This window comes from Pseudoalteromonas sp. NEC-BIFX-2020_002 (genome assembly GCF_013002825.1).
In the GTDB taxonomy this organism is placed as follows: Bacteria; Pseudomonadota; Gammaproteobacteria; order Enterobacterales; family Alteromonadaceae; genus Pseudoalteromonas; species Pseudoalteromonas neustonica.
The window spans coordinates 117,529-136,067 of sequence record NZ_JABEPJ010000001.1; the positions used below are offsets into that span (position 1 = coordinate 117,529).

An 18,539-nucleotide genomic window follows, 5' to 3' on the forward strand; every position below is an offset into this window, starting at 1 on the left:
CATCAAATTAAGTCAAAAACTTGGTTATGTGTTTTTCTCAATCATTGATAATGCTAAAGCTTCGGCTGCTTTTATCCCATCAATACCTGCGGAAAGAATACCACCTGCGTAGCCCGCACCCTCACCGGCAGGATATAAGCCTAGGGTATTAATGCTTTGCATACTCTTATCGCGTTTGATGCAAATAGGTGATGAAGTGCGTGTTTCAACACCCGTCAATAATCCATCATTAGTTGAAAAACCACGAATTTGCTTGTTAAATGCAGGGATTGCTTCACGGATGGCGTCAATTGCAAAACGTGGTAGCACTTTTGCCAAATCAGTTAGCTTAATGCCTGGAGTATACGAAGGTTTAACATCACCTAATGTACTTGAGTCTTTCCCTTTTAAGAAGTCACCAATTAATTGTGCAGGTGCGTCATAATTACTGCCACCTAACTCGTATGCTTGTTCTTCGAGTTTGCGCTGCAAATCAATGCCAGCTAGTGGATGCCCTGGAAAATCTTCATCGGGGGAAATGCCCACAACGATAGCGCTGTTTGCATTGCGTTCACTGCGTGAATATTGGCTCATGCCGTTGGTAACAACGCGACCTTCCTCTGATGTTGCAGCAACCACAGTTCCACCCGGGCACATACAAAAGCTGTAAACAGTCCGGCCATTGTCGCAATGATGTACAAGTTTATAATCAGCTGAACCAAGAATTGGATTGCCCGCATTCGTACCAAAACGGCATTCATCAATCATTGATTGCTTATGCTCAATTCTAAAGCCAACAGAAAATGGTTTTGCTTCAACGTAAATACCTTTGTCATGCACCATTTGAAAAGTATCACGGGCACTGTGACCCACAGCAAGCACAACATGGCGAGTATTGAGTTGCTCGCCTGATGAAAGTTTAAGACCGGTAACTTGACCGTCTTCTAGTAAAATATCATCGACACGTGTGCTAAAACGAATTTCACCGCCAAGCGCTTCAATGCTTGCACGCATTTTTTCAATCATGGTAACGAGTTTAAAGGTACCGATATGAGGTTTGCTTACGTACAAAATTTCCTCTGGTGCACCTGCGGTTACAAATTCAGTAATTACTTTTCGACCATAATGCTTTGGATCTTTTACTTGGCTATATAGTTTGCCATCAGAGAATGTACCTGCGCCGCCTTCACCAAATTGTACATTTGACTCCGTATTTAAAGTACGTTTACGCCAAAAACCAAATGTATCTTTTGTGCGTTCGCGTACTTCTTTACCGCGTTCTAATATAATAGGTTTGAAGCCCATTTGTGCCAATATCAAGCCTGCAAATAAACCACAAGGCCCAAAACCAATAACAACAGGACGCTCTTGGATTGTGGAAGGTGCCTTACCTACAAACTTATAGCTGGTATCAGGTGCGACTTTAACGTGTTGATCTTTTGCAAACTTGTCGAGTAGCTGCTCTTCATTATCAACGACAATATCAAGGGTATAAATGAGTAAGATTGCGGTTTTTTTACGTGCGTCGTAACCACGTTTAAAGACGTTAAAACTGTGAAGTTGATCTGCATTAATGGCAAGCTTGGTAATAATGGCTTGTTCAATTGCGTCTTCGCTATGCTCAAGAGGCAGTTTTATTTCTGTTAAACGTATCATATTTAATCTCTATTAGGTGTCTTAGCAGTCACTTTGGCGAACCGCTCACAATGGCGCGTATTTTACGTTAATTTAAGCTGCGATGGCAGTGATTATTTATTGTATTTTTTCAAGCGTTGGGTATGATCCAGCGCTGTTGTTGAGTAAATATAGGCATAGTAAGAATATGGCATTTGTAGTCACTGAAAATTGCATTAAATGTAAATACACGGACTGTGTATCAGTATGCCCTGCAGATGCGTTTTATGAGGGGCCTAACTTTTTAGCAATTAGTCCAATTGATTGTATTGATTGTGGTTTATGTGTACCTGAGTGTCCTGCTGAAGCAATATATCAAGAAGATGAATTACCCGAATCGCAAAAAGATTTTACCGAACTTAATGCTGAACTTGCACTTGTGTGGCCGAGAATAACTGAAGTTAAACCCGCACCAGATGATGCAGACACCTGGAATGGCGTTGCAAACAAACTAAAATTAATCGAAAGTTAATTTAAATACCATTTCACCTCCAATTTATTAATTATTAATAACATTTATTTAATTAAACTATTAACAAATGACCCTGCTTGAATTAAACTTTACGAATTAATTTACTCCTGATGAGTAATCTGATTCTAAACGGATGTTTATGCAGCTTCTAAAATCGATAAATATAAAAGTATTCTTTGTCGTACTGACAGTATGTAGCTTCTTTAGCGTAGCTGAAAAGCAACAATTCAATCTGGCCCATATTGATAAAAGTATCGATATAGACGGCCAACTCAATGAACCCCATTGGCAACAAGCGACATTAGTTGCTCTGAAATATCAAAATGAACCTAATGAAAAAGGTACCCCTCCGGTAAAAACTGATGCCTACCTGTATGAAGATGGCAGCTATCTATATGTTGGTTTTATTGCATACGATAATGATCCGAGTCAAATACGTGCAGCATTAAGAGACCGAGATACTTTATGGTCTGACGATAATGTCGCAATAATGATTGATACATTTAATGATGAACGTACAGGCTATGAGTTTTATGTAAATCCGCTGGGTGCTCAAGGGGATATGCGTATGACTGATACAGATGGCTGGAGTGAAGACCCATCTTGGAATGCAATTTGGGATAGCGCCGGTCAAATTACTGAACAAGGCTATGTGGTGGAAATGCGAATTCCATTCACCGCATTGCGATTTCCTAAAAATAAAGCGGATATGACATGGAGTTTTGCTGCGTGGCGAAATTATCCTCGTGATGTGACATACCAAATGTCGAACGTCGGATTTGACCGTGACACAAAATGCAGCTTTTGCCAATTTGACAAAATTACTGGCTTTAATGCCATGGAGCCTAGTAAAAATATTCAAGTAACACCAACATTTACAGCACTACGTCATGATGTTAAAGACACAGTGCCTGGCGATTGGGAAAATGGTGATATTGATACTGAAGCTGGTTTAGATTTACGCTGGGGGATCACGCAAGATGCGGTGATCAATGCAACAATTAACCCTGATTTCTCACAAGTGGAAGCAGATGAGTTAGAGCTGGATGTAAACACCACCTATTCAATTTATGTTGCTGAAAAGCGCCCCTTCTTTTTAGATGGCGCATCGTATTTTAAGAGTAGTCTATTTGAATTACTTTATACCCGTACTATTGCAGAGCCTGAAATTGGCGCAAAAATAACAGGTAAAACCAATAACCATAGCTATGGTTTTATGTATGCTGATGATGAAAATACCAGTGTGTTATTACCTACAAATCAAGGTTCAGGTTTTGCTAACTTAGGGGGTAAATCAAAAGCCTCAGTAGGGCGTTATCAATATGATATAGGAGAACAAGGTACCATTGGCGTAATGACTACCCATCGTGAATCAGCTGATTATCATAATACGGTATTGTCTCTTGATGGTAGTTACTGGTTTAACCAAACAGATAGTTTAATGTACCAAGTTGCTACCGCAGACACGAAGAATTCGACTTACCTTGTTGATAAATATAATTTAAAGCAAGATCAATCAGATCAAGCCTATAAAATTGAATTTACACGAGAAAAACGTGATTATGAGTTATATGCAAGTTACGAGCACGTGGGTGAAGATTACCGTACTGATTTAGGTTACCAAGCAAAAGTTGATTACAAAAAAGTAAATCTAGGGGGCGGTCAAACCTGGTATCTCGATGCTGATAACATCATAACAGAATATTCATATGAAGCTGATTGGGATAAATCATGGGCACTTGATGGCCGCTTACTTGAAGAAGAATATGAAGCAGTTGTTGAATTAAATGGACAGTTACAGTCATTTTTACAATTTGGTTTAACCCACCGAAATGAAAATTATTATGATGAGTTTTATAACCAAAACATTGGTTTTGTGTACGGTGGGTTTAATCCAACTAATGACATTCGTTTAACATTATACAGTGAATTTGGCAGTAAAATAGATTATAGCAATGAGCAGCTAGGTGAGTTACTGGCCATTGAACCTGAGTTTACTTGGGATATTAATGACCATTGGCAAGTGCAATTAGAGCATAGCTATAGTCGTTTGAATGCTCAAAATGGCGAGCGAATTTATACTGCTAATCAAACTGATTTACGTATTTACTATAAATTTAATATGCGCTCTATGCTTAAACTGGTTATGCAGTTTGAAGATATTGACCGTAATAAAGAGGCCTATTATTATGCTGTTAATCAGACGAATCGAGAGTTAGGTAATCAGCTAATTTATTCTTACAAGATCAATGCTCAAACACTGTTTTACTTAGGGTATTCTGATAAAGGTTACCAAAATGATTCGCTGAAAAGTTTAGAGCGAAATCAACGTACGTTTTTTACAAAGCTTAGCTATGCATGGCAGCTTTAAAGGAACAGTTACTTTAAGCGTTAACCGTACTTTATTAGAATTTGAAAGCCCTAATGTTAGGGCTTTTTACTTTTGAGCTAGAGATTACGTAAATAGGCTTCAACAAACTGAGCTTGATTTGGGGCTTTTGGCGCTGTTTTAAATTGAATTAACGTATCGGTGTGGCGTAGCTTTAGTTCATCAGCAAACTCACATGAAATTTTTCCAAACCGCTGTGCTTTCGTTTTAAATTCAGGTTGTTTTTTACATTGTTGTGCCAAGCTTGTTGCAATTTGAGCACAATAAGCACCGACAGCGTAGGTCTGCAGTATTTTATCATCAAGTTCTTGCCAATTAACTGTTGTTGTAATGTTTTTACCGCAAAACTTATTAAGTTCTTTGGTTGCAGCAGTTAATGCTATTTGCGATTGTTTAATGCTATTGTCACGATCAAACTTAGCCAATTTTAGTTGTATACCTTGTTCTTGTTGTGCCTGATATTGCGCATATACATCTTCAGAAATAGCGGTTGAGCGTTTATCTTTTAGTTCTGATAAGTAAATACCTTGTCGTGTATTCGGCAAATATAGCGTGTAGTTGCAACAGCTATAGCTTTTTCCTTTTGTGATTAAAGCGCGTTGTTCACCATCAAAAGTGTATTTATAAGCTTCAATACTGCCGTGAGGTTTTAAGTCTGTTAAAAAAACGACTTCATCAATTGGGCTATTAACACCGACCACTTTAATTAAAGCCTGAGACTTATCTCGACTTTCAATGATCGTTACATGTTCGCCACTGGATGACTCTAAAAGAATAGGGTATTTTTGAAATTCAATTGCTTGAGCTGAGGAACAAAATAGAGCAAGTAAAAGTAGAATTTTTTTCATTTTTAAATCCATTTAAGTAAGTTGGGGTGAGTTTAACAATCGAGATTTATAATTAAAACAACTAATTATTACCCTCCGTTTATTATTTTTGTATTAGCGTGTTTTGATAGCGGGTAACTTCATCTGTGACAACCGATTCTAAACTTTTTAAACCCCATTGCTTACCGATTGCTATTGCTTGCTCAATGGGCAGTTTAAGCTCAGTTGCATGGTATACAGCAACAAGGGCACCGACACGATTGCTGCTGGCACAATGCAATAAAGTTGCCTCAGATGATGTTTCATTTAGCAATTTCTGTAATAAAATAGCGTTTGTAACATTTATATCAGCCTTTGAAGTTATTGGTAATGCCGCGTATTGCAAACCAAGTGTATTTACAACATCTTCTTCATCCCACTGAGTTTCATTTTTACCGCGTAGGTTTATAATATGCTTTACCCCTTTGTCAGCAAGTTGCGAAAGCTGTGCTTGTGTCGGCTGCCCTGAGGTATAAATATTTTCTTGAGGGTTAGCGAAATTGTTTAGCTTTATTAACTCAATTACTTGAGGATTTTTTTGTTCTGCTATGCAAGGTGTACTTAATAAACAGCAAGTAAATAAGATGAGAAAAAGTGCTTTCATAGTTGAGGCCTCATTTGGTAGGTATAAATGTAATAATGCCAGCGGGTGCTGGCATTATTAAAATATTATTAAGGAGTATAATAAATGGGTGAGTCAGGCCCAACAGGTAAGCCTAGAACAAAGACCCACAGATAGAACAAGGCGACCCAACCAACAAAGAATATCATGCTATATGGCAGCATCGTAGCGACGAGTGTACCAATTCCCATGTCTTTTTTATACTTAGTGGCTACCGCGAGTATGAGCCCAAAGTAACTCATCATTGGTGTGATTAAATTAGTAACTGAGTCACCAATACGGTACGCGGCTTGAATTGTCTCTGGTGCATAACCAATTAACATAAGCATTGGTACAAAAATAGGGGCGGTAACGGCCCATTGCGCCGATGAAGAGCCTAAACTTAAATTAACTAAAGCACACATAAAAATAAAGAGTACGAATACCTCGGGGCCAGTCAGATTAAGCGCTTGTAACATAGCAGCGCCATTGATTGCTAAAATAGTGCCTAAATTTGTCCATTTAAAAAATGCGACGAATTGTGCTGCAAAGAATACCAATACAATGTACATGCCCATTGAACTCATGCTTTTGCTCATAGCATCAATGACATCTTTATCATTTTTCATGGTGCCGACAACACGACCATACACAAACCCAGGAATACCAAAAGTAACAAATATAAATACGACAATCCCTTTTAAAAATGGTGATTGTGTAACTAGACCAGTTTCTGGATTACGCAAAATGCCATCAGCAGGCACAATAGTCCACGCTAATAATAGTGATACAACTAATAAAGAAAACCCTGCCCATTTTAAGCCTGACTTTTCAACAGCTGTTAAACCTTGAATATTATTTTGCTCTAAATCTGCACTTGCATCGTCAGGGTTGTATTTACCAAGGCGTGGTTCAACAATTTTTTCGGTGACTAAGGTACCTAGAACTGCGATAAGTAAAACCGAAATCATCATGAAATACCAGTTAGCTTCTGCGCCAACTTGATAAGTAGGATCGATCATTTGTGCAGCAGGAGTAGTGATACCCGCAAGTAATGGATCAATAGTTCCTAATAATAAGTTGGCACTGTAACCACCGGAAACACCGGCAAAAGCGGCAGCAAGGCCCGCTAATGGGTGACGGCCTAAGCTGTGAAATATCATTGCAGCGAGCGGAATTAAAACAACGTAACCAAGCTCTGATGCGGTGTTGGATAAAATAGCCGCAAAAACAACCATAAAAGTAACTAAACGTTTTGAAGCACCCATAACCATGCCGCGCATTGCAGCAGATAAAAGCCCTGAATGCTCAGCAACACTTACACCAAGTAAGGCCACAAGCACAGTCCCTAAAGGGGCAAAGCTTGTAAAATTTGTTACTAACCCGGTCACTATGCGTTGTAAACCTTCAGCACTTAGTAAACTGACCACTTCAATAACACCATCAGGATCACGCCCTGCAGATCCAATTGGACGCGGATCAATCGCACTTAAGCCAAACCAGTCGGCGATGCCACTAAAAACAACGATGGCTACACAAAACATCGCAAATAAGGTGATAGGGTGGGGTAACATATTCCCCATAAACTCAACGGTTGCTAAAAATCGGTTAAATAACCCCGATTGTTTTTCAGGCGGTGTTGAATTCGCAGTGTCGACAACTTTTGACATAGCTGGTTCTCAAAATTTTAAAATTGCCGCAATCTATCATTTTTTACGTTTAGTATCACCTATAAACGGTGACTTACTTACTTAGTACGTTAAATTACCCCTAATGTTAGCGAACACCTTTAAATAACAAAGGGTAACGACGTAATCTGTTGCCTATATAGTCATCAGCTAATATCTGCTCACATATATCATCAACATTATTTGAGGCCTCAAATACCCAATCAAATCTTTCGATAGCTAATAAAAAACCACGTTTGAGAAAACGTTGCTGGCGATATTCATCCAAGTTTTTTCGGATAATATCTAACTTGCTCGGATCTTCACGCAAACGTTCAATTACATGGTTTATGAATACAGTGCCTTTGCTATTATTCTTAGGTCGCGCGCGACGAGGACGATGTAGTGACACAATTATTCCTCATTAAAGATGTTAATGATTTTTTTAAGAAAGTCATCTTTATGCTTGTCGTGCTCATAATCAAGATGGTAAGTATTGTGAAACCCAAATCTCAGCGTTACACCACTGCCTTTTAAATAAACCGTGTACCCATCAATATCAGAAAACGCTGTTAACCCCATATAGTATTTGCCTTCTTCAGTAATCTCACCACGTTGGATAATTCGCTCATATACCGCAAGTACTTGTTTGCCATCAATGTCATTTTTCATTGCTACTCCAAATTATTTGTTGATCTATTAATCATTACGTATGGGCATAACATTTAGTTTAAACCATCGAATTAAAGTCACTGAAAATGTCGCAAAATTACAAGTTAGCTCTTAAGTTGCTATGCTAAAGTGTTTTTATTTTAGGGATGACAAAGATGAAATGTATATACGTTACAGCGCTATGGTTATTTTTATGTTTAGGCAGTGCAACTACACAGGCAAATGAATCAAGCCTGACATTAAAAAACCAACAGGGCGAACTCTTTGAACTAAACCAAATTATAGGTAAAAAACCTGTGTATCTAAAATTCTGGGCTACGTGGTGTAAACCGTGTATGGAACAAATGCCGCATTTTCAGCATGCATATGAACAATATGGGGAGTCAGTTGATACGATAGCAATTAATATCGACCTCAATGATGATCCGAGTGCTGTAGAGGCTGTTAAAAAACGCTTTAATTTAACAATGCCGATTATGACTGATGATACTGCTAAAGTCGCGAAACACTATGAGTTTAGAGGTACGCCTTTTCATGTATTACTGGATAAAACGGGGAGAGTGATTTTTCAAGGGCATGATGCTGACAAAGCACTTGATAACACACTACGATTACTATCTCATGATGGTGTTGTTGAAAAGCCACGCTTATTGGATAAAGAGAGTCAAAAAGTAGCGCTTACTCTCACCATTCCAGACAAAGGCTTAAAAGCTGTTTTATATACAGCGACTTGGTGCGACTGGTATTTAGCGGATACTCGCCCAAAGATGGCAAAAAACTGTATTGCAGCACAAGAGCAAATAAATGCCTTAACGGCGCTGGGAATAGATACAGAGGCGAGAGTGAGTCAACTATGGACGGATGAAGCCGCTGTGGCTGAGTACGTAGAAAAATTTAAAGTGCTTCATCCACTTTATATAGATCATGGGAATGACTTATTTATTTCCAATGAAGTGAGTCAAGTTCCTACTTTATTACTCTATAAAGACGCTAAAGTAATACAGCGAGTTACTGACTTTTCAAGCCCAATTAATATGCTAAAGTAGTAATAATTTGCTTTGAATATACGAAAAACTATCCTATGCTCAAGGCTCATACCCCACAGAGCTTAGAGCATGATAGATAAGGCGTTATTACTTAAAACTCGGGAGTTATCAGATCGATTAATCGCGCTGCAAACACCGATACGTATTTTAGATGCCATTAATTGGGATAAAAGCGTAAAAGAAGAGTTTTTCAGACAAAAGTGTCAAAAGAATCCGCTCGTAGATAGAGCCTATTACCAACAACGTGATTTAGGCTTTGTCCCGAGTGATTTACGTCAAGCATTTTCTGATTTAAATCGTAATATTATCAGCCAGCTCGGGCAATTAAACCCGATAGCGCAATACATGAGCAAAATGTGTACTGAATATAAAACAGTACTGAGTATGCTTGAATACAGAGGCACACCTGAGTTCCATGACTTATCTGTCGAGTTGTTTGGGCATCCAAAAGATTTATTTCATGCGGGGGAGCCATCATTATCAGAGCTTGCAAATATGCTCGAGTTGCCTCTTAAAAACTTACTTTCTGCGGACATTTTACCTGATGACCCTAAGAATATTGATGCCGATGAAGCGGTTAAAATTCTTGCTGAACAAGTGAAATTAAGCATGCCAGGTATCGATGTTGAGGTGATGATTAGCGATGGGATCGTCAGTGACGCCGCTGCGGGCGCTAACAATATTAAGCTGAATCAAGACGTGAAGTTTTCACAACGTGAGCTAGATATTTTAGAAGTTCATGAAGGGTGGATCCATGTTGGCACCACACAAAATGGCTTAGCTCAGCCTTATTTAACATGTTTAAGCAAAGGGACACCCAGCTCTACCGTGACCCAAGAAGGGCTTGCTGTTTTAACTGAGATCATCACGCTTAAATCAACACCGCGTCGTTTAGCGAAGCTAGTAAACCGCATTCAAGCGGTGACTAAGGTGATTGATGGCGCTGAGTTTGTTGATATTTATCGAGATTACGTTGCGCAAGGTTTAAGCAAAGATGAAAGCTATACCCTGGCACAACGCGTATTTAGAGGCAGTACAGCGACAGGATTACCCTTTACAAAAGACATCGCATATATAAAAGGGTTTGTACTGGTTTATAATTTAATACGTGTAGCAATACAGCTTGGTCGTATTGATCAATTACCATTATTGTTAGTCGGTAAAATTTCGATAGATGACTTTAGATTGATTTCCCAGTTGCATGATTTAGGCGTAATAGAATCACCTAAGTTTGTGCCACCGCACTTTAAAGATTTAAGAGGTTTGGCAACGTGGCTTAGTTTTGGCCGTTTTATAGGTAACCTGTCATTTGAACAATTAGAGAATGATTATAAACCGCTATTTTTGTGATGAATTTATTACATCAATCGGTTAAATAATTGAACAACTTAACTAATTAGTATGTATTACAAAAAGGCCTTACAAAAATTGTAGGGCCTTAGTTCAGCTTTTATGTAAATAATTTAGCAAGCCGCATTATTTTATTAACGCGCGTTAGTACTTTCAAATATTTTATCTGCTGAGGCGGCAACAAAGCCGGTATAAAGCTCACCATCAGGCTTAGCATAACGAATAGCAAACTCATAAAAACAACTCGGAACGCTCATTTTTGTGTCACTAAATTCAACCTCAAAGTCATCAGCAAGCGTTGATGATTGCTCTAATAGTACAGCAGGTGAACCTTTTATTTCCCCGCCTGAGGTATTAAGTGCAAAACCTGCGTCTTTAAGTGCTTGGTTTACATCTTCAATGTTATCAAACTTGGCAAGCTCATTGATGTTTACGGTAAAGTGGTTTGCACGGTAACCCCATGCTGACATCCATGCTGCGTATTCACTCTCAGCTAATAATGCCTTGTAGGTATCAGCGTCAACTTGCCAATGAGTACCCGAATATAAAAAATTATCGCCGGTAACTGCGCTTTCGTCGATGTTTGCAACCATCTCGTTGACGATATTTTGCAATTCAGTGGAGCACTTTTCTACTAGCAGCTCAGAGATAAATACTTTTGGCTGTTTTGGATCAGTGTGTTCATAATGTTTGGCGTATAGTTTTTTAGCTTCGAAGTGGTATTCACCGCATTCTTTGTAACCTACCGCTAGAAAATGAGCTGCTAGTTTTTCAAGCCCAATTTTTTCATGATTAAAGGTACGAAGCGCAATATGATCATTGATCACATCATCTTTTTGCGTTGATCCAAGTAATTCATGTACTTTTACAGCTGAAGGAGTGACTGCAAGGTAGTTTTGCCATAAGTTGTCAAAAAGAGTATTTACATTTGTGTGCATTTTTAATTCCTTAATTTGGTTACTGTGGCCGTTACGCCACAGGCTGATTATTCGATGATTAAGCCCGGCGCAAGGGTTGTAGGTAGATTAACCTGTGATGCTTCAACTGATGCAACAGGATATGAGCAGTAATCTGCTGCATAATAGGCGCTTGCTCTGTGGTTACCGCTGGCACCAATACCACCAAAAGGTGCCGCACTGGATGCACCTGTAATTGGGCGGTTCCAGTTAACAATTCCAGCGCGAATACGCTTTAAAAAATGATCATAGTCATCACGTGAATCACTTAATAGACCAGCAGATAAACCAAATGACGTATTGTTCGCTTCACTAATAGCACTGTCAAAATCGTTATAACGGTAAACTTTAATTAACGGTCCAAAGTGTTCTTCATCAGGAATATCAGCCACGTTGGTTACATCAATAATACCTGGGCTTACAAATCCTGTTCCTGACTTTAAATGAGCAAGCGTAACGAGTGACTTGGCACCCATCGATAATAGCTGCTGCTGAGCGGCCACCATACCTAACGCTGCTTTTTCGCTGATCATAGCGCCCATAAAGGGTTGATCTTCACTAAAACTATCCGCTACATTAATTTGTTTAGTGGCGGTGATCAGTTTTTCTAAAATGGCATCGCCATTTGGTGTGTTTTCAATAAACACACGACGCGCGCAGGTGCAGCGCTGGCCAGAAGTAATAAACCCTGATTGAATTATGTCATGGACTGCGGCACTTACATCAGCTACACCTTTAATAATAAGGGGGTTATTGCCACCCATTTCTAATGCTAAAATCTTGCCAGGGTGACCTGCAAATTGTTTATGCAATAAATGGCCTGTGTTTGAACTACCAGTAAAAAATAAACCGTCAGTATCTTGATGGCTCGCAAGTGCTATACCTGTTTGCACTTCACCTTGGACAAGGTTAATGACACCTGCTGGCAAACCTGCTTTTAACCATAAACTGAGCGTGTATTGCGCGACTAAAGGCGTCAGCTCTGAGGGTTTAAATACCACCGTATTGCCAGCTAAAATGGCTGGAACAATATGGCCGTTTGGTAAATGGCCAGGAAAATTATATGGGCCAAAAATAGCGACTACGCCATGTGGTTTATGACGAATAAATGCTTTGGCACCTGGCATTGAGTTTTCTGTGGTACCCGTACGTTCGTTATGTGCATTGATAGAAATAGCAACTTTACCTGCCATTGCGCCAACTTCAGTGCGCGATTCCCAAAGTGGTTTCCCTGTCTCGCTTGCAATTATGGTAGCAAACTCTTCGCTGTGTTTTTTTAGTTGAGCAACGAAGTTTTCAAGAATTGTAATTCTATTTTCAATTGATGATTCAGCCCATGCTAATTGTGCCAGACGCGCTGACTTTACTGCAGCATCAACTTGCTCTTTACTTGCCGTTTTGCCTTGCCAGATTATCTGACCATTACTAGGGTTAATTGAATTAAAGTCATGACCTAGGCCAGCATGCCATTGGTTATTGATTAACTGTGTACTTTGAGTCTCAATGCTCATTATAAACTCCTACGAGGTTTACAGGCGGAAGAAACGCGCTGCATCCCCTTGTTTTAATTTAAGTGCGGTTGCAACTTCACGGCTAATAATTAAAGTGTGCTTGGCATGGTTATAGTGAGCGTGTTTGGTAAACGTTGCTCTGAAGTCATTCACGCCTTGGTTGCAAATAGCGAGTGTGTCGGAGCTTTGTTCATTAATATGATCCAGCTCACCAATTGATATCGGGCACACTAAGGATTCACGCACACTGCGTATATTTCCTAATTTTGCTTCAACGGTTGGCCCAGCATCAAATAAATCAACGTAGCCACGATGTTCAAAGCCTTCTTTTTCAAGGAGTTTCAGTGCAGGTTTTGTATGCTCATGAACTTTTCCTATCACTGCCTGCGCTTTCTTACTGAGTAAATTGGCATAAATAGGGTATTTAGGCATGAGTTCACTTATAAACGATTTATCGCCTAAACCAACAAGGTGATCAGCTTGAGGAAATTCAATACTAAAAAAGTGTTCTTCAAGCCATTGCCAAAAAGGTGAGTGGCCGTCTTCGTCGCTTACACCGCGCATTTCGGCAATGATCGTGTCAGCAAATCGTTCACTGTGCTGTGCCATAAACAAAAATCGTGAACGTGATAAAAAACGTCCAGCCAAGCCTTTACGGCTGTCTTCGCGTAAAAATAATGTACAAATCTCAGAGCAGCCTGTGTAATCATTACACATGCTTAAAATATCAACTGTGTTATATACTTTCAGGGTTGCAGAGTGGTGAACTGTTTTACCTAGATGGTAATGGTATAATGGCACGTTCAAACCCACCGCAGCCTCAATCGCTGTGGTGCCAACGACTTGCCCTGTTTCACTGTCCTCTAATACGAATAAGTAAGTTTCGTCGTGGGGCTGAGTAATGTTTTTCGCGAAACTTCTTTCTGCGCGTTCAATTTTTTCTAGCAATAAAGCATCATCAACGGGCAATGATGTAAAACCATGGCCAGATTCGATTGCAATTTGCTTTAACGCATCAAAATCGTTGGCGGTGATAGGACGTAATACTTGCATTCAAAGTGCTCCATTAGCACCCATGTAGGGTGCTAAATTAGGTTAAGCGTTTACAACATCTGCCACTGCTTTTTCAAAGCGTGCTAAACCTTCTTTTATATCCTCTAGTGGGATCACGAGCGAAGGTGTAAACCGAATAACGTTTGTACCAGCGACCAAACTCATAAGTCCGTGTTCAGTACTTGCGACGAGAAAGTCCCGTGCACGTCCTTCAAACTTACTGTTAAGTACAGCACCTAATAATAGACCTTTACCACGGACTTCACTAAATACGTCGTATTTTTCGTTGATTTGAGCAAAGCCGGCTCGAAAAAGTTGTTCACGTTCTTTAACGCCAGCAAGTACAGCAGGGGTATTAACGGTATCAAATGCAGCTTCTGCAACGGCGCAAGCTAATGGGTTGCCACCATATGTTGAGCCATGTGTACCAATTTTTAGATGTGCTGCAATGTCGGTTGTTGTGATCATTGCGCCAATTGGAAATCCCCCACCAAGGGCTTTTGCTGTTGTTAAAATATCAGGGGTTACACCTAATTCTTCGTATGCATAAAGAGACCCTGTACGGCCAACACCCGTTTGCACTTCATCAAAGATAAGTAATGCATTGTGTTTGTCGCACAAAGTGCGCACACCTTTAATAAAATCGCTTGTAGGCGAAATAATACCACCTTCACCTTGCAAGGGCTCCATCATAACCGCACATGTCTTGTCGCTAATAAGTGCTTCAAATGCGTTCAAATCATTGTAGTCACAATGATCGATTGCAGCAGGTTTAGGGCCAAATCCATCAGAATAGGCGGCTTGCCCACCTACAGTTACAGTGAAAAATGTACGACCGTGAAAGCCTTTGTTAAATGCGATAATTTGCGTTTTGTCAGCACCATGTATATCCAACGCAAAACGACGAGCAAGTTTGAGTGCCGCTTCGTTTGCTTCTGCTCCTGAGTTCGCAAAATAAACTTTGTCTGCGAATGTTGCATCGGTAATTTTCTTTGCTAAACGCAATGCAGGCTCATTAGTCATAACATTTGATAAATGCCAAATTTTCTCGCCTTGCTCTTTTAAAGCATTTACAAGTGCAGGGTGACAATGCCCTAAACAATTAACCGCTATGCCACCGGCGAAATCAATAAACTCTTTATCGTTTTGATCCCACACTCGTGATCCTTGTCCGCGAACAGGAATAACATCCGACGGGTTGTAGTTTGGAACCATAACATGATTGAATAAGTCTCTATTTACTTGCATTTGACGCACCTAAAATAACGAATATGAGAGGATAAATTATAAAAAAGTTATAAAAACGAATATTTATAAAATATATAGCTGCTTAAAAACAGCTCTTTAGTTGTTGTTTTACTATTATCATGGTTCAGAGATTCAATTTGCAGTGCTATTTTGTTAAAATTGACGATAATAAAAAGCAAAATAACGAAGAGTGTTGCCAAAATGATTAGTCAACAAGATGAAAGATTACTATCTATACTACGTACAAACGCACGTGCGAGTATTTCAGATTTAGCAAGAGCGTTAAATTTGTCACGCTCTACAGTACAAAGTAGGATGCTAAAACTCGAAGAAAGCGGCATTATTAAAGGGTACAGTGTTGATTATGGAGAGGCGTATTTAAATGCCATGGTATCGGCACACGTTTCGATTAAAGTGAAGCAAAAGCTAACAACAAAAACCAATCTTGAACTAAAGCAAATTGACGCTATTTCACAACTTTATGCAATTAGCGGTGAATTTGATTTAATTGCAGTTGTTCAAGCGCAAAATTTAGAAAAGCTAAGTCATTTACTCGATGATATTGGTAATTTAGATGGCGTTGAGCGTACAACCTCATCGGTTATCTTAGAGACCAAATTTAAGCGGTAATATGTAGGGTTACCTCCGTTGAGAAAATAGGATGGGATTAAACTTTACTTAAAATAACTTTACTAATATTTTAAGCTTAAATTGTATTAACACACTATACTATACCCAAGCCACCTCAAGATGCAGAGTTCAGCGTTTCACAGGGGCCTAATATCAAGGCGTTACTTTGCAAGAATGGCAGTCCCTTTTAAGAAGCAACAACGATGAGAGTAAGTGCCGGTGAAACGCCCAATGGGTTGGTTTTAAAACGATTTATACTGCGTTATTGATTTTAACAATAGAACCACTATTACTTGCAATCAATGCCTTGCCTAAATCGTTTTAAATTCCAACTGAAACTCACATATTGAGGTGGTTTGGGTATATTAATTCAGTACTTATTTTATTCTGTAAATTATTATCAATTTGCTAGTTACTCGAATACAGAGGTCATATGCAGGAAAGTTTATTAAATTCTGTTATTAAAATAACTAAAAATAGAGACATTGATTCACTAGAATATAGCCTTATTTCAACAATTAAAGAGTTTGTTGATTGCTCAGAAATTGCTGTTTATAAAGATTTGGATGTCCAAGAAGAATTGACAATTGAACGTAGTTTGTCTTTGCAGACTCTTAACGATAAAGAATTTATCTGGGGGCCAAGACAGATAATAGATGATCCCGAACCTGAACTTGTATCGTGCTTACGCTCTGCATGTATTATCACAGTGAAGTCGAATGATGGAGTTGAAAAGCGCTGGTTGCCAATTTCATTTCAAGACAAACCCATAGGCGCAATCTCAATAGTGTGTAACGAATTGAAAAGTGCGGATCAAGTATTACTGAACGCTTTTTGTCGAATCTTTGAAAACTACTTATTTATTTTACATGAAAATGAGCGAGATAAGCTAACGGGGTTGCTAAACCGTCAAACTTTTGATAAAAAAATTAAGCAGCTTATTGAAAAACAGGTACTAAAGCAACACAAGTTAACGAAGGTTGATTGCCATAGGAAGTTAAAGCAAAGCTCAACATCTTGGCTTGCAATGATTGATATTGATCACTTTAAAAGTATTAATGACAAGTTCGGACACGTCTGTGGAGACGAGGTGTTACTGGTACTTGCTCAGAGAATGCGTCATTTTTTTCGTTCGACCGATTTGATATTTCGTTTTGGTGGCGAGGAATTTGTTATTGTATTTGAACCAACTAATTTTGAATCAATTAATGAAAAGATGAGTCAATTTCTTGAAATGATAAGAGCAACTCATTTCCCATTTGTAGTAAAGATGACCCTGAGTATCGGTATGTCGCGTATCAGCCCTTATGACTTTCCGATAACGGTATTAGAAAATGCAGATAAGGCACTGTATTACGCAAAAGAAAATGGACGCGATAAACTTTGTTTTTATGAGGAGCTAATTGCTGATAACTTGATTGATTCACCTGATAAGAGTTCAGACATCGATTTATTCTGATCTATTACTTGAGGCAGACCTAATTATTTTATTCTTTTTTACTTCATCAAGCTTGATGATATAAGCATTCCCGCCGATCCCTTTAAATTCCTCGTCTGTGAAGACTATGGTATTTTCATCGTAGAACGTAATAGCTTCTTTTTGAGTAACAATACCTAAATCAATACGCGATACGTCACCGGAAAAAAACTTATCTTCGGAGAAGTTTTCGAATAACCAAATACTGGTTGAATCAAGTAATACAAGTTTTTTTCGATCAGGGCTTAGTGCTGCGGAAGTTATCCAACATAGCTTTTCCATTGTTGTGCAGGTTTTAAAAGAGCCGACAAGTTTTGCGTCAAAATTAGCTGCATGATCACCTACTCTGTATACATTAGTTATGCCATCAAAGGGAACAGTGCGATTTTTAGTAAATAGATATAAATGACGACCAAAAGCAACAAATGCTTCTAAATCAAAATTGCGTTTACTTGCAGCAATAGGGCTCCCATCAAGTTCAGGATACGTAAACTTTATGATTTCAGCCTCTGTGGTGTTTGTTTTTATATCAATCGGGTTTTCAATTTTATAAATTGTTAGCCATTTTCGCTCTTGTTTATTATTGCCAAAATCACCTAAAAAGAAGTGCCCGAAGTCATTTTGAGTCATATCCTCCCAATCAATATTTTTTGCGTTTGTGACAAGTACTTCCTTGGCGATAGACCCATCTTCTCTTAGGCGATAAAGTTTAGCTTCGTCACCACCATCGTTTATAGCCCACAGGTGATTACCTTTATCAAACTCAATACCGGAAATTTCTTTTAGTTTAGGATCGACACTCACTGCCTTTTTACTATATAGGGTATAAATTGAAATGCTTATTGAAATAGTTGTAACTAAAAATACGATAGAGATAAGTGAATATAGGCTTTTTTTAAGCATGTATGAGGATGTCTAAGTACTAAATTGCTAACTATTATTATCTAT

General features: G+C 38.9%; 17 protein-coding genes. 6 read left to right on the forward strand and 11 right to left on the reverse strand.

The annotated features are described in order from the left end of the window. Positions 1–24: 24 nt before the first annotated feature. On the reverse strand, positions 25–1,635 hold the full coding sequence (locus tag HJP15_RS00535) for an NAD(P)/FAD-dependent oxidoreductase (RefSeq protein WP_054203818.1): 1,611 nt from the start codon (positions 1,633–1,635) through the stop codon (positions 25–27). Positions 1,636–1,801: 166 nt separating this feature from the next. Between HJP15_RS00535 and fdxA the strand changes: the two genes are divergently transcribed. Together fdxA and HJP15_RS00545 are read left to right on the forward strand one after the other, a co-directional pair. Then, a complete protein-coding gene (gene fdxA, locus HJP15_RS00540) occupies positions 1,802–2,125 on the forward strand; it encodes a ferredoxin FdxA (RefSeq protein ID WP_054203897.1) in 324 nt (107 codons plus the stop codon). Between the two features lie 133 nt (positions 2,126–2,258). After that, on the forward strand, positions 2,259–4,496 hold the full coding sequence (locus HJP15_RS00545; RefSeq protein WP_099458977.1) for a carbohydrate binding family 9 domain-containing protein: 2,238 nt from the start codon (positions 2,259–2,261) through the stop codon (positions 4,494–4,496). A 77-nt stretch (positions 4,497–4,573) separates the two neighbouring features. On the opposite strand, the gene HJP15_RS00550 is transcribed toward HJP15_RS00545, so the two are convergent. The 5 genes from HJP15_RS00550 to HJP15_RS00570 form a co-directional block, all read right to left on the reverse strand. Continuing rightward, positions 4,574–5,362, reverse strand: coding sequence for a hypothetical protein (locus tag HJP15_RS00550; RefSeq protein ID WP_054203816.1), 789 nt, complete (start codon positions 5,360–5,362; stop codon positions 4,574–4,576). Between the two features lie 82 nt (positions 5,363–5,444). Continuing rightward, positions 5,445–5,984: a protein tyrosine phosphatase family protein gene (locus HJP15_RS00555; protein WP_054454688.1), complete on the reverse strand. Its 540-nt coding sequence runs from the start codon at positions 5,982–5,984 to the stop codon at positions 5,445–5,447. 68 nt (positions 5,985–6,052) lie between these two features. Next, positions 6,053–7,651, reverse strand: coding sequence for an AbgT family transporter (locus tag HJP15_RS00560; protein ID WP_054203814.1), 1,599 nt, complete (start codon positions 7,649–7,651; stop codon positions 6,053–6,055). Positions 7,652–7,757: 106 nt separating this feature from the next. Further along, positions 7,758–8,060 carry a hypothetical protein gene (locus HJP15_RS00565; protein WP_170172815.1) on the reverse strand — a complete coding sequence of 101 codons (303 nt, stop codon included), beginning with the start codon at positions 8,058–8,060 and terminating at the stop codon, positions 7,758–7,760. A 2-nt stretch (positions 8,061–8,062) separates the two neighbouring features. Further along, a complete protein-coding gene (locus HJP15_RS00570; protein WP_054203812.1) occupies positions 8,063–8,320 on the reverse strand; it encodes a DUF3081 domain-containing protein in 258 nt (85 codons plus the stop codon). Between the two features lie 155 nt (positions 8,321–8,475). Between HJP15_RS00570 and HJP15_RS00575 the strand changes: the two genes are divergently transcribed. Continuing rightward, a complete protein-coding gene (locus HJP15_RS00575) occupies positions 8,476–9,366 on the forward strand; it encodes a TlpA family protein disulfide reductase (protein ID WP_170172816.1) in 891 nt (296 codons plus the stop codon). A 69-nt stretch (positions 9,367–9,435) separates the two neighbouring features. Continuing rightward, positions 9,436–10,716 carry a flavohemoglobin expression-modulating QEGLA motif protein gene (locus HJP15_RS00580; RefSeq protein WP_054203810.1) on the forward strand — a complete coding sequence of 427 codons (1,281 nt, stop codon included), beginning with the start codon at positions 9,436–9,438 and terminating at the stop codon, positions 10,714–10,716. Positions 10,717–10,850: 134 nt separating this feature from the next. On the opposite strand, the gene HJP15_RS00585 is transcribed toward HJP15_RS00580, so the two are convergent. From HJP15_RS00585 to HJP15_RS00600, 4 genes are read right to left on the reverse strand one after another with little or no spacing between them, the layout of a single operon-like run. Then, positions 10,851–11,654 carry a DUF1338 domain-containing protein gene (locus HJP15_RS00585; RefSeq protein WP_054203809.1) on the reverse strand — a complete coding sequence of 268 codons (804 nt, stop codon included), beginning with the start codon at positions 11,652–11,654 and terminating at the stop codon, positions 10,851–10,853. 47 nt (positions 11,655–11,701) lie between these two features. Continuing rightward, complete coding sequence (astD, locus tag HJP15_RS00590) at positions 11,702–13,183, reverse strand: succinylglutamate-semialdehyde dehydrogenase (protein WP_054203808.1); 1,482 nt, start codon at positions 13,181–13,183, stop codon at positions 11,702–11,704. 18 nt (positions 13,184–13,201) lie between these two features. Further along, on the reverse strand, positions 13,202–14,236 hold the full coding sequence (gene astA, locus HJP15_RS00595) for an arginine N-succinyltransferase (protein WP_054203807.1): 1,035 nt from the start codon (positions 14,234–14,236) through the stop codon (positions 13,202–13,204). A 42-nt stretch (positions 14,237–14,278) separates the two neighbouring features. Beyond that, positions 14,279–15,484, reverse strand: a complete 1,206-nt coding sequence (locus HJP15_RS00600; protein WP_054203806.1) for an aspartate aminotransferase family protein — start codon at positions 15,482–15,484, stop codon at positions 14,279–14,281. Positions 15,485–15,685: 201 nt separating this feature from the next. Here HJP15_RS00600 and HJP15_RS00605 point away from each other — a divergent pair, with 201 nt between their 5' ends. Together HJP15_RS00605 and HJP15_RS00610 are read left to right on the forward strand one after the other, a co-directional pair. Next, positions 15,686–16,114, forward strand: coding sequence for an Lrp/AsnC family transcriptional regulator (locus HJP15_RS00605; RefSeq protein WP_054203805.1), 429 nt, complete (start codon positions 15,686–15,688; stop codon positions 16,112–16,114). A gap of 433 nt (positions 16,115–16,547) precedes the next feature. Beyond that, entirely contained in the window at positions 16,548–17,573 is a 1,026-nt protein-coding gene (locus HJP15_RS00610; RefSeq protein ID WP_170172817.1) for a GGDEF domain-containing protein, read from the forward strand. Here HJP15_RS00610 and HJP15_RS00615 read toward each other — a convergent pair. Then, complete coding sequence (locus HJP15_RS00615) at positions 17,565–18,494, reverse strand: hypothetical protein (RefSeq protein WP_054203803.1); 930 nt, start codon at positions 18,492–18,494, stop codon at positions 17,565–17,567. The genes HJP15_RS00610 and HJP15_RS00615 overlap by 9 nt on opposite strands. Positions 18,495–18,539: the final 45 nt, after the last annotated feature.

What these genes read in the sequence shown, in the direction of transcription:
- HJP15_RS00535 (WP_054203818.1), bottom strand. Translation starts at nt 1,635, where the DNA reads ATGATACGTTTAACAGAAATAAAACTGCCTCTTGAGCATAGCGAAGAC.
- fdxA (WP_054203897.1), top strand. Translation starts at nt 1,802, where the DNA reads ATGGCATTTGTAGTCACTGAAAATTGCATTAAATGTAAATACACGGAC.
- HJP15_RS00545 (WP_099458977.1), top strand. Translation starts at nt 2,259, where the DNA reads ATGTTTATGCAGCTTCTAAAATCGATAAATATAAAAGTATTCTTTGTC.
- HJP15_RS00550 (WP_054203816.1), bottom strand. Translation starts at nt 5,362, where the DNA reads ATGAAAAAAATTCTACTTTTACTTGCTCTATTTTGTTCCTCAGCTCAA.
- HJP15_RS00555 (WP_054454688.1), bottom strand. Translation starts at nt 5,984, where the DNA reads ATGAAAGCACTTTTTCTCATCTTATTTACTTGCTGTTTATTAAGTACA.
- HJP15_RS00560 (WP_054203814.1), bottom strand. Translation starts at nt 7,651, where the DNA reads ATGTCAAAAGTTGTCGACACTGCGAATTCAACACCGCCTGAAAAACAA.
- HJP15_RS00570 (WP_054203812.1), bottom strand. Translation starts at nt 8,320, where the DNA reads ATGAAAAATGACATTGATGGCAAACAAGTACTTGCGGTATATGAGCGA.
- HJP15_RS00575 (WP_170172816.1), top strand. Translation starts at nt 8,476, where the DNA reads ATGAAATGTATATACGTTACAGCGCTATGGTTATTTTTATGTTTAGGC.
- HJP15_RS00580 (WP_054203810.1), top strand. Translation starts at nt 9,436, where the DNA reads ATGATAGATAAGGCGTTATTACTTAAAACTCGGGAGTTATCAGATCGA.
- HJP15_RS00585 (WP_054203809.1), bottom strand. Translation starts at nt 11,654, where the DNA reads ATGCACACAAATGTAAATACTCTTTTTGACAACTTATGGCAAAACTAC.
- astD (WP_054203808.1), bottom strand. Translation starts at nt 13,183, where the DNA reads ATGAGCATTGAGACTCAAAGTACACAGTTAATCAATAACCAATGGCAT.
- astA (WP_054203807.1), bottom strand. Translation starts at nt 14,236, where the DNA reads ATGCAAGTATTACGTCCTATCACCGCCAACGATTTTGATGCGTTAAAG.
- HJP15_RS00600 (WP_054203806.1), bottom strand. Translation starts at nt 15,484, where the DNA reads ATGCAAGTAAATAGAGACTTATTCAATCATGTTATGGTTCCAAACTAC.
- HJP15_RS00605 (WP_054203805.1), top strand. Translation starts at nt 15,686, where the DNA reads ATGATTAGTCAACAAGATGAAAGATTACTATCTATACTACGTACAAAC.
- HJP15_RS00610 (WP_170172817.1), top strand. Translation starts at nt 16,548, where the DNA reads ATGCAGGAAAGTTTATTAAATTCTGTTATTAAAATAACTAAAAATAGA.
- HJP15_RS00615 (WP_054203803.1), bottom strand. Translation starts at nt 18,494, where the DNA reads ATGCTTAAAAAAAGCCTATATTCACTTATCTCTATCGTATTTTTAGTT.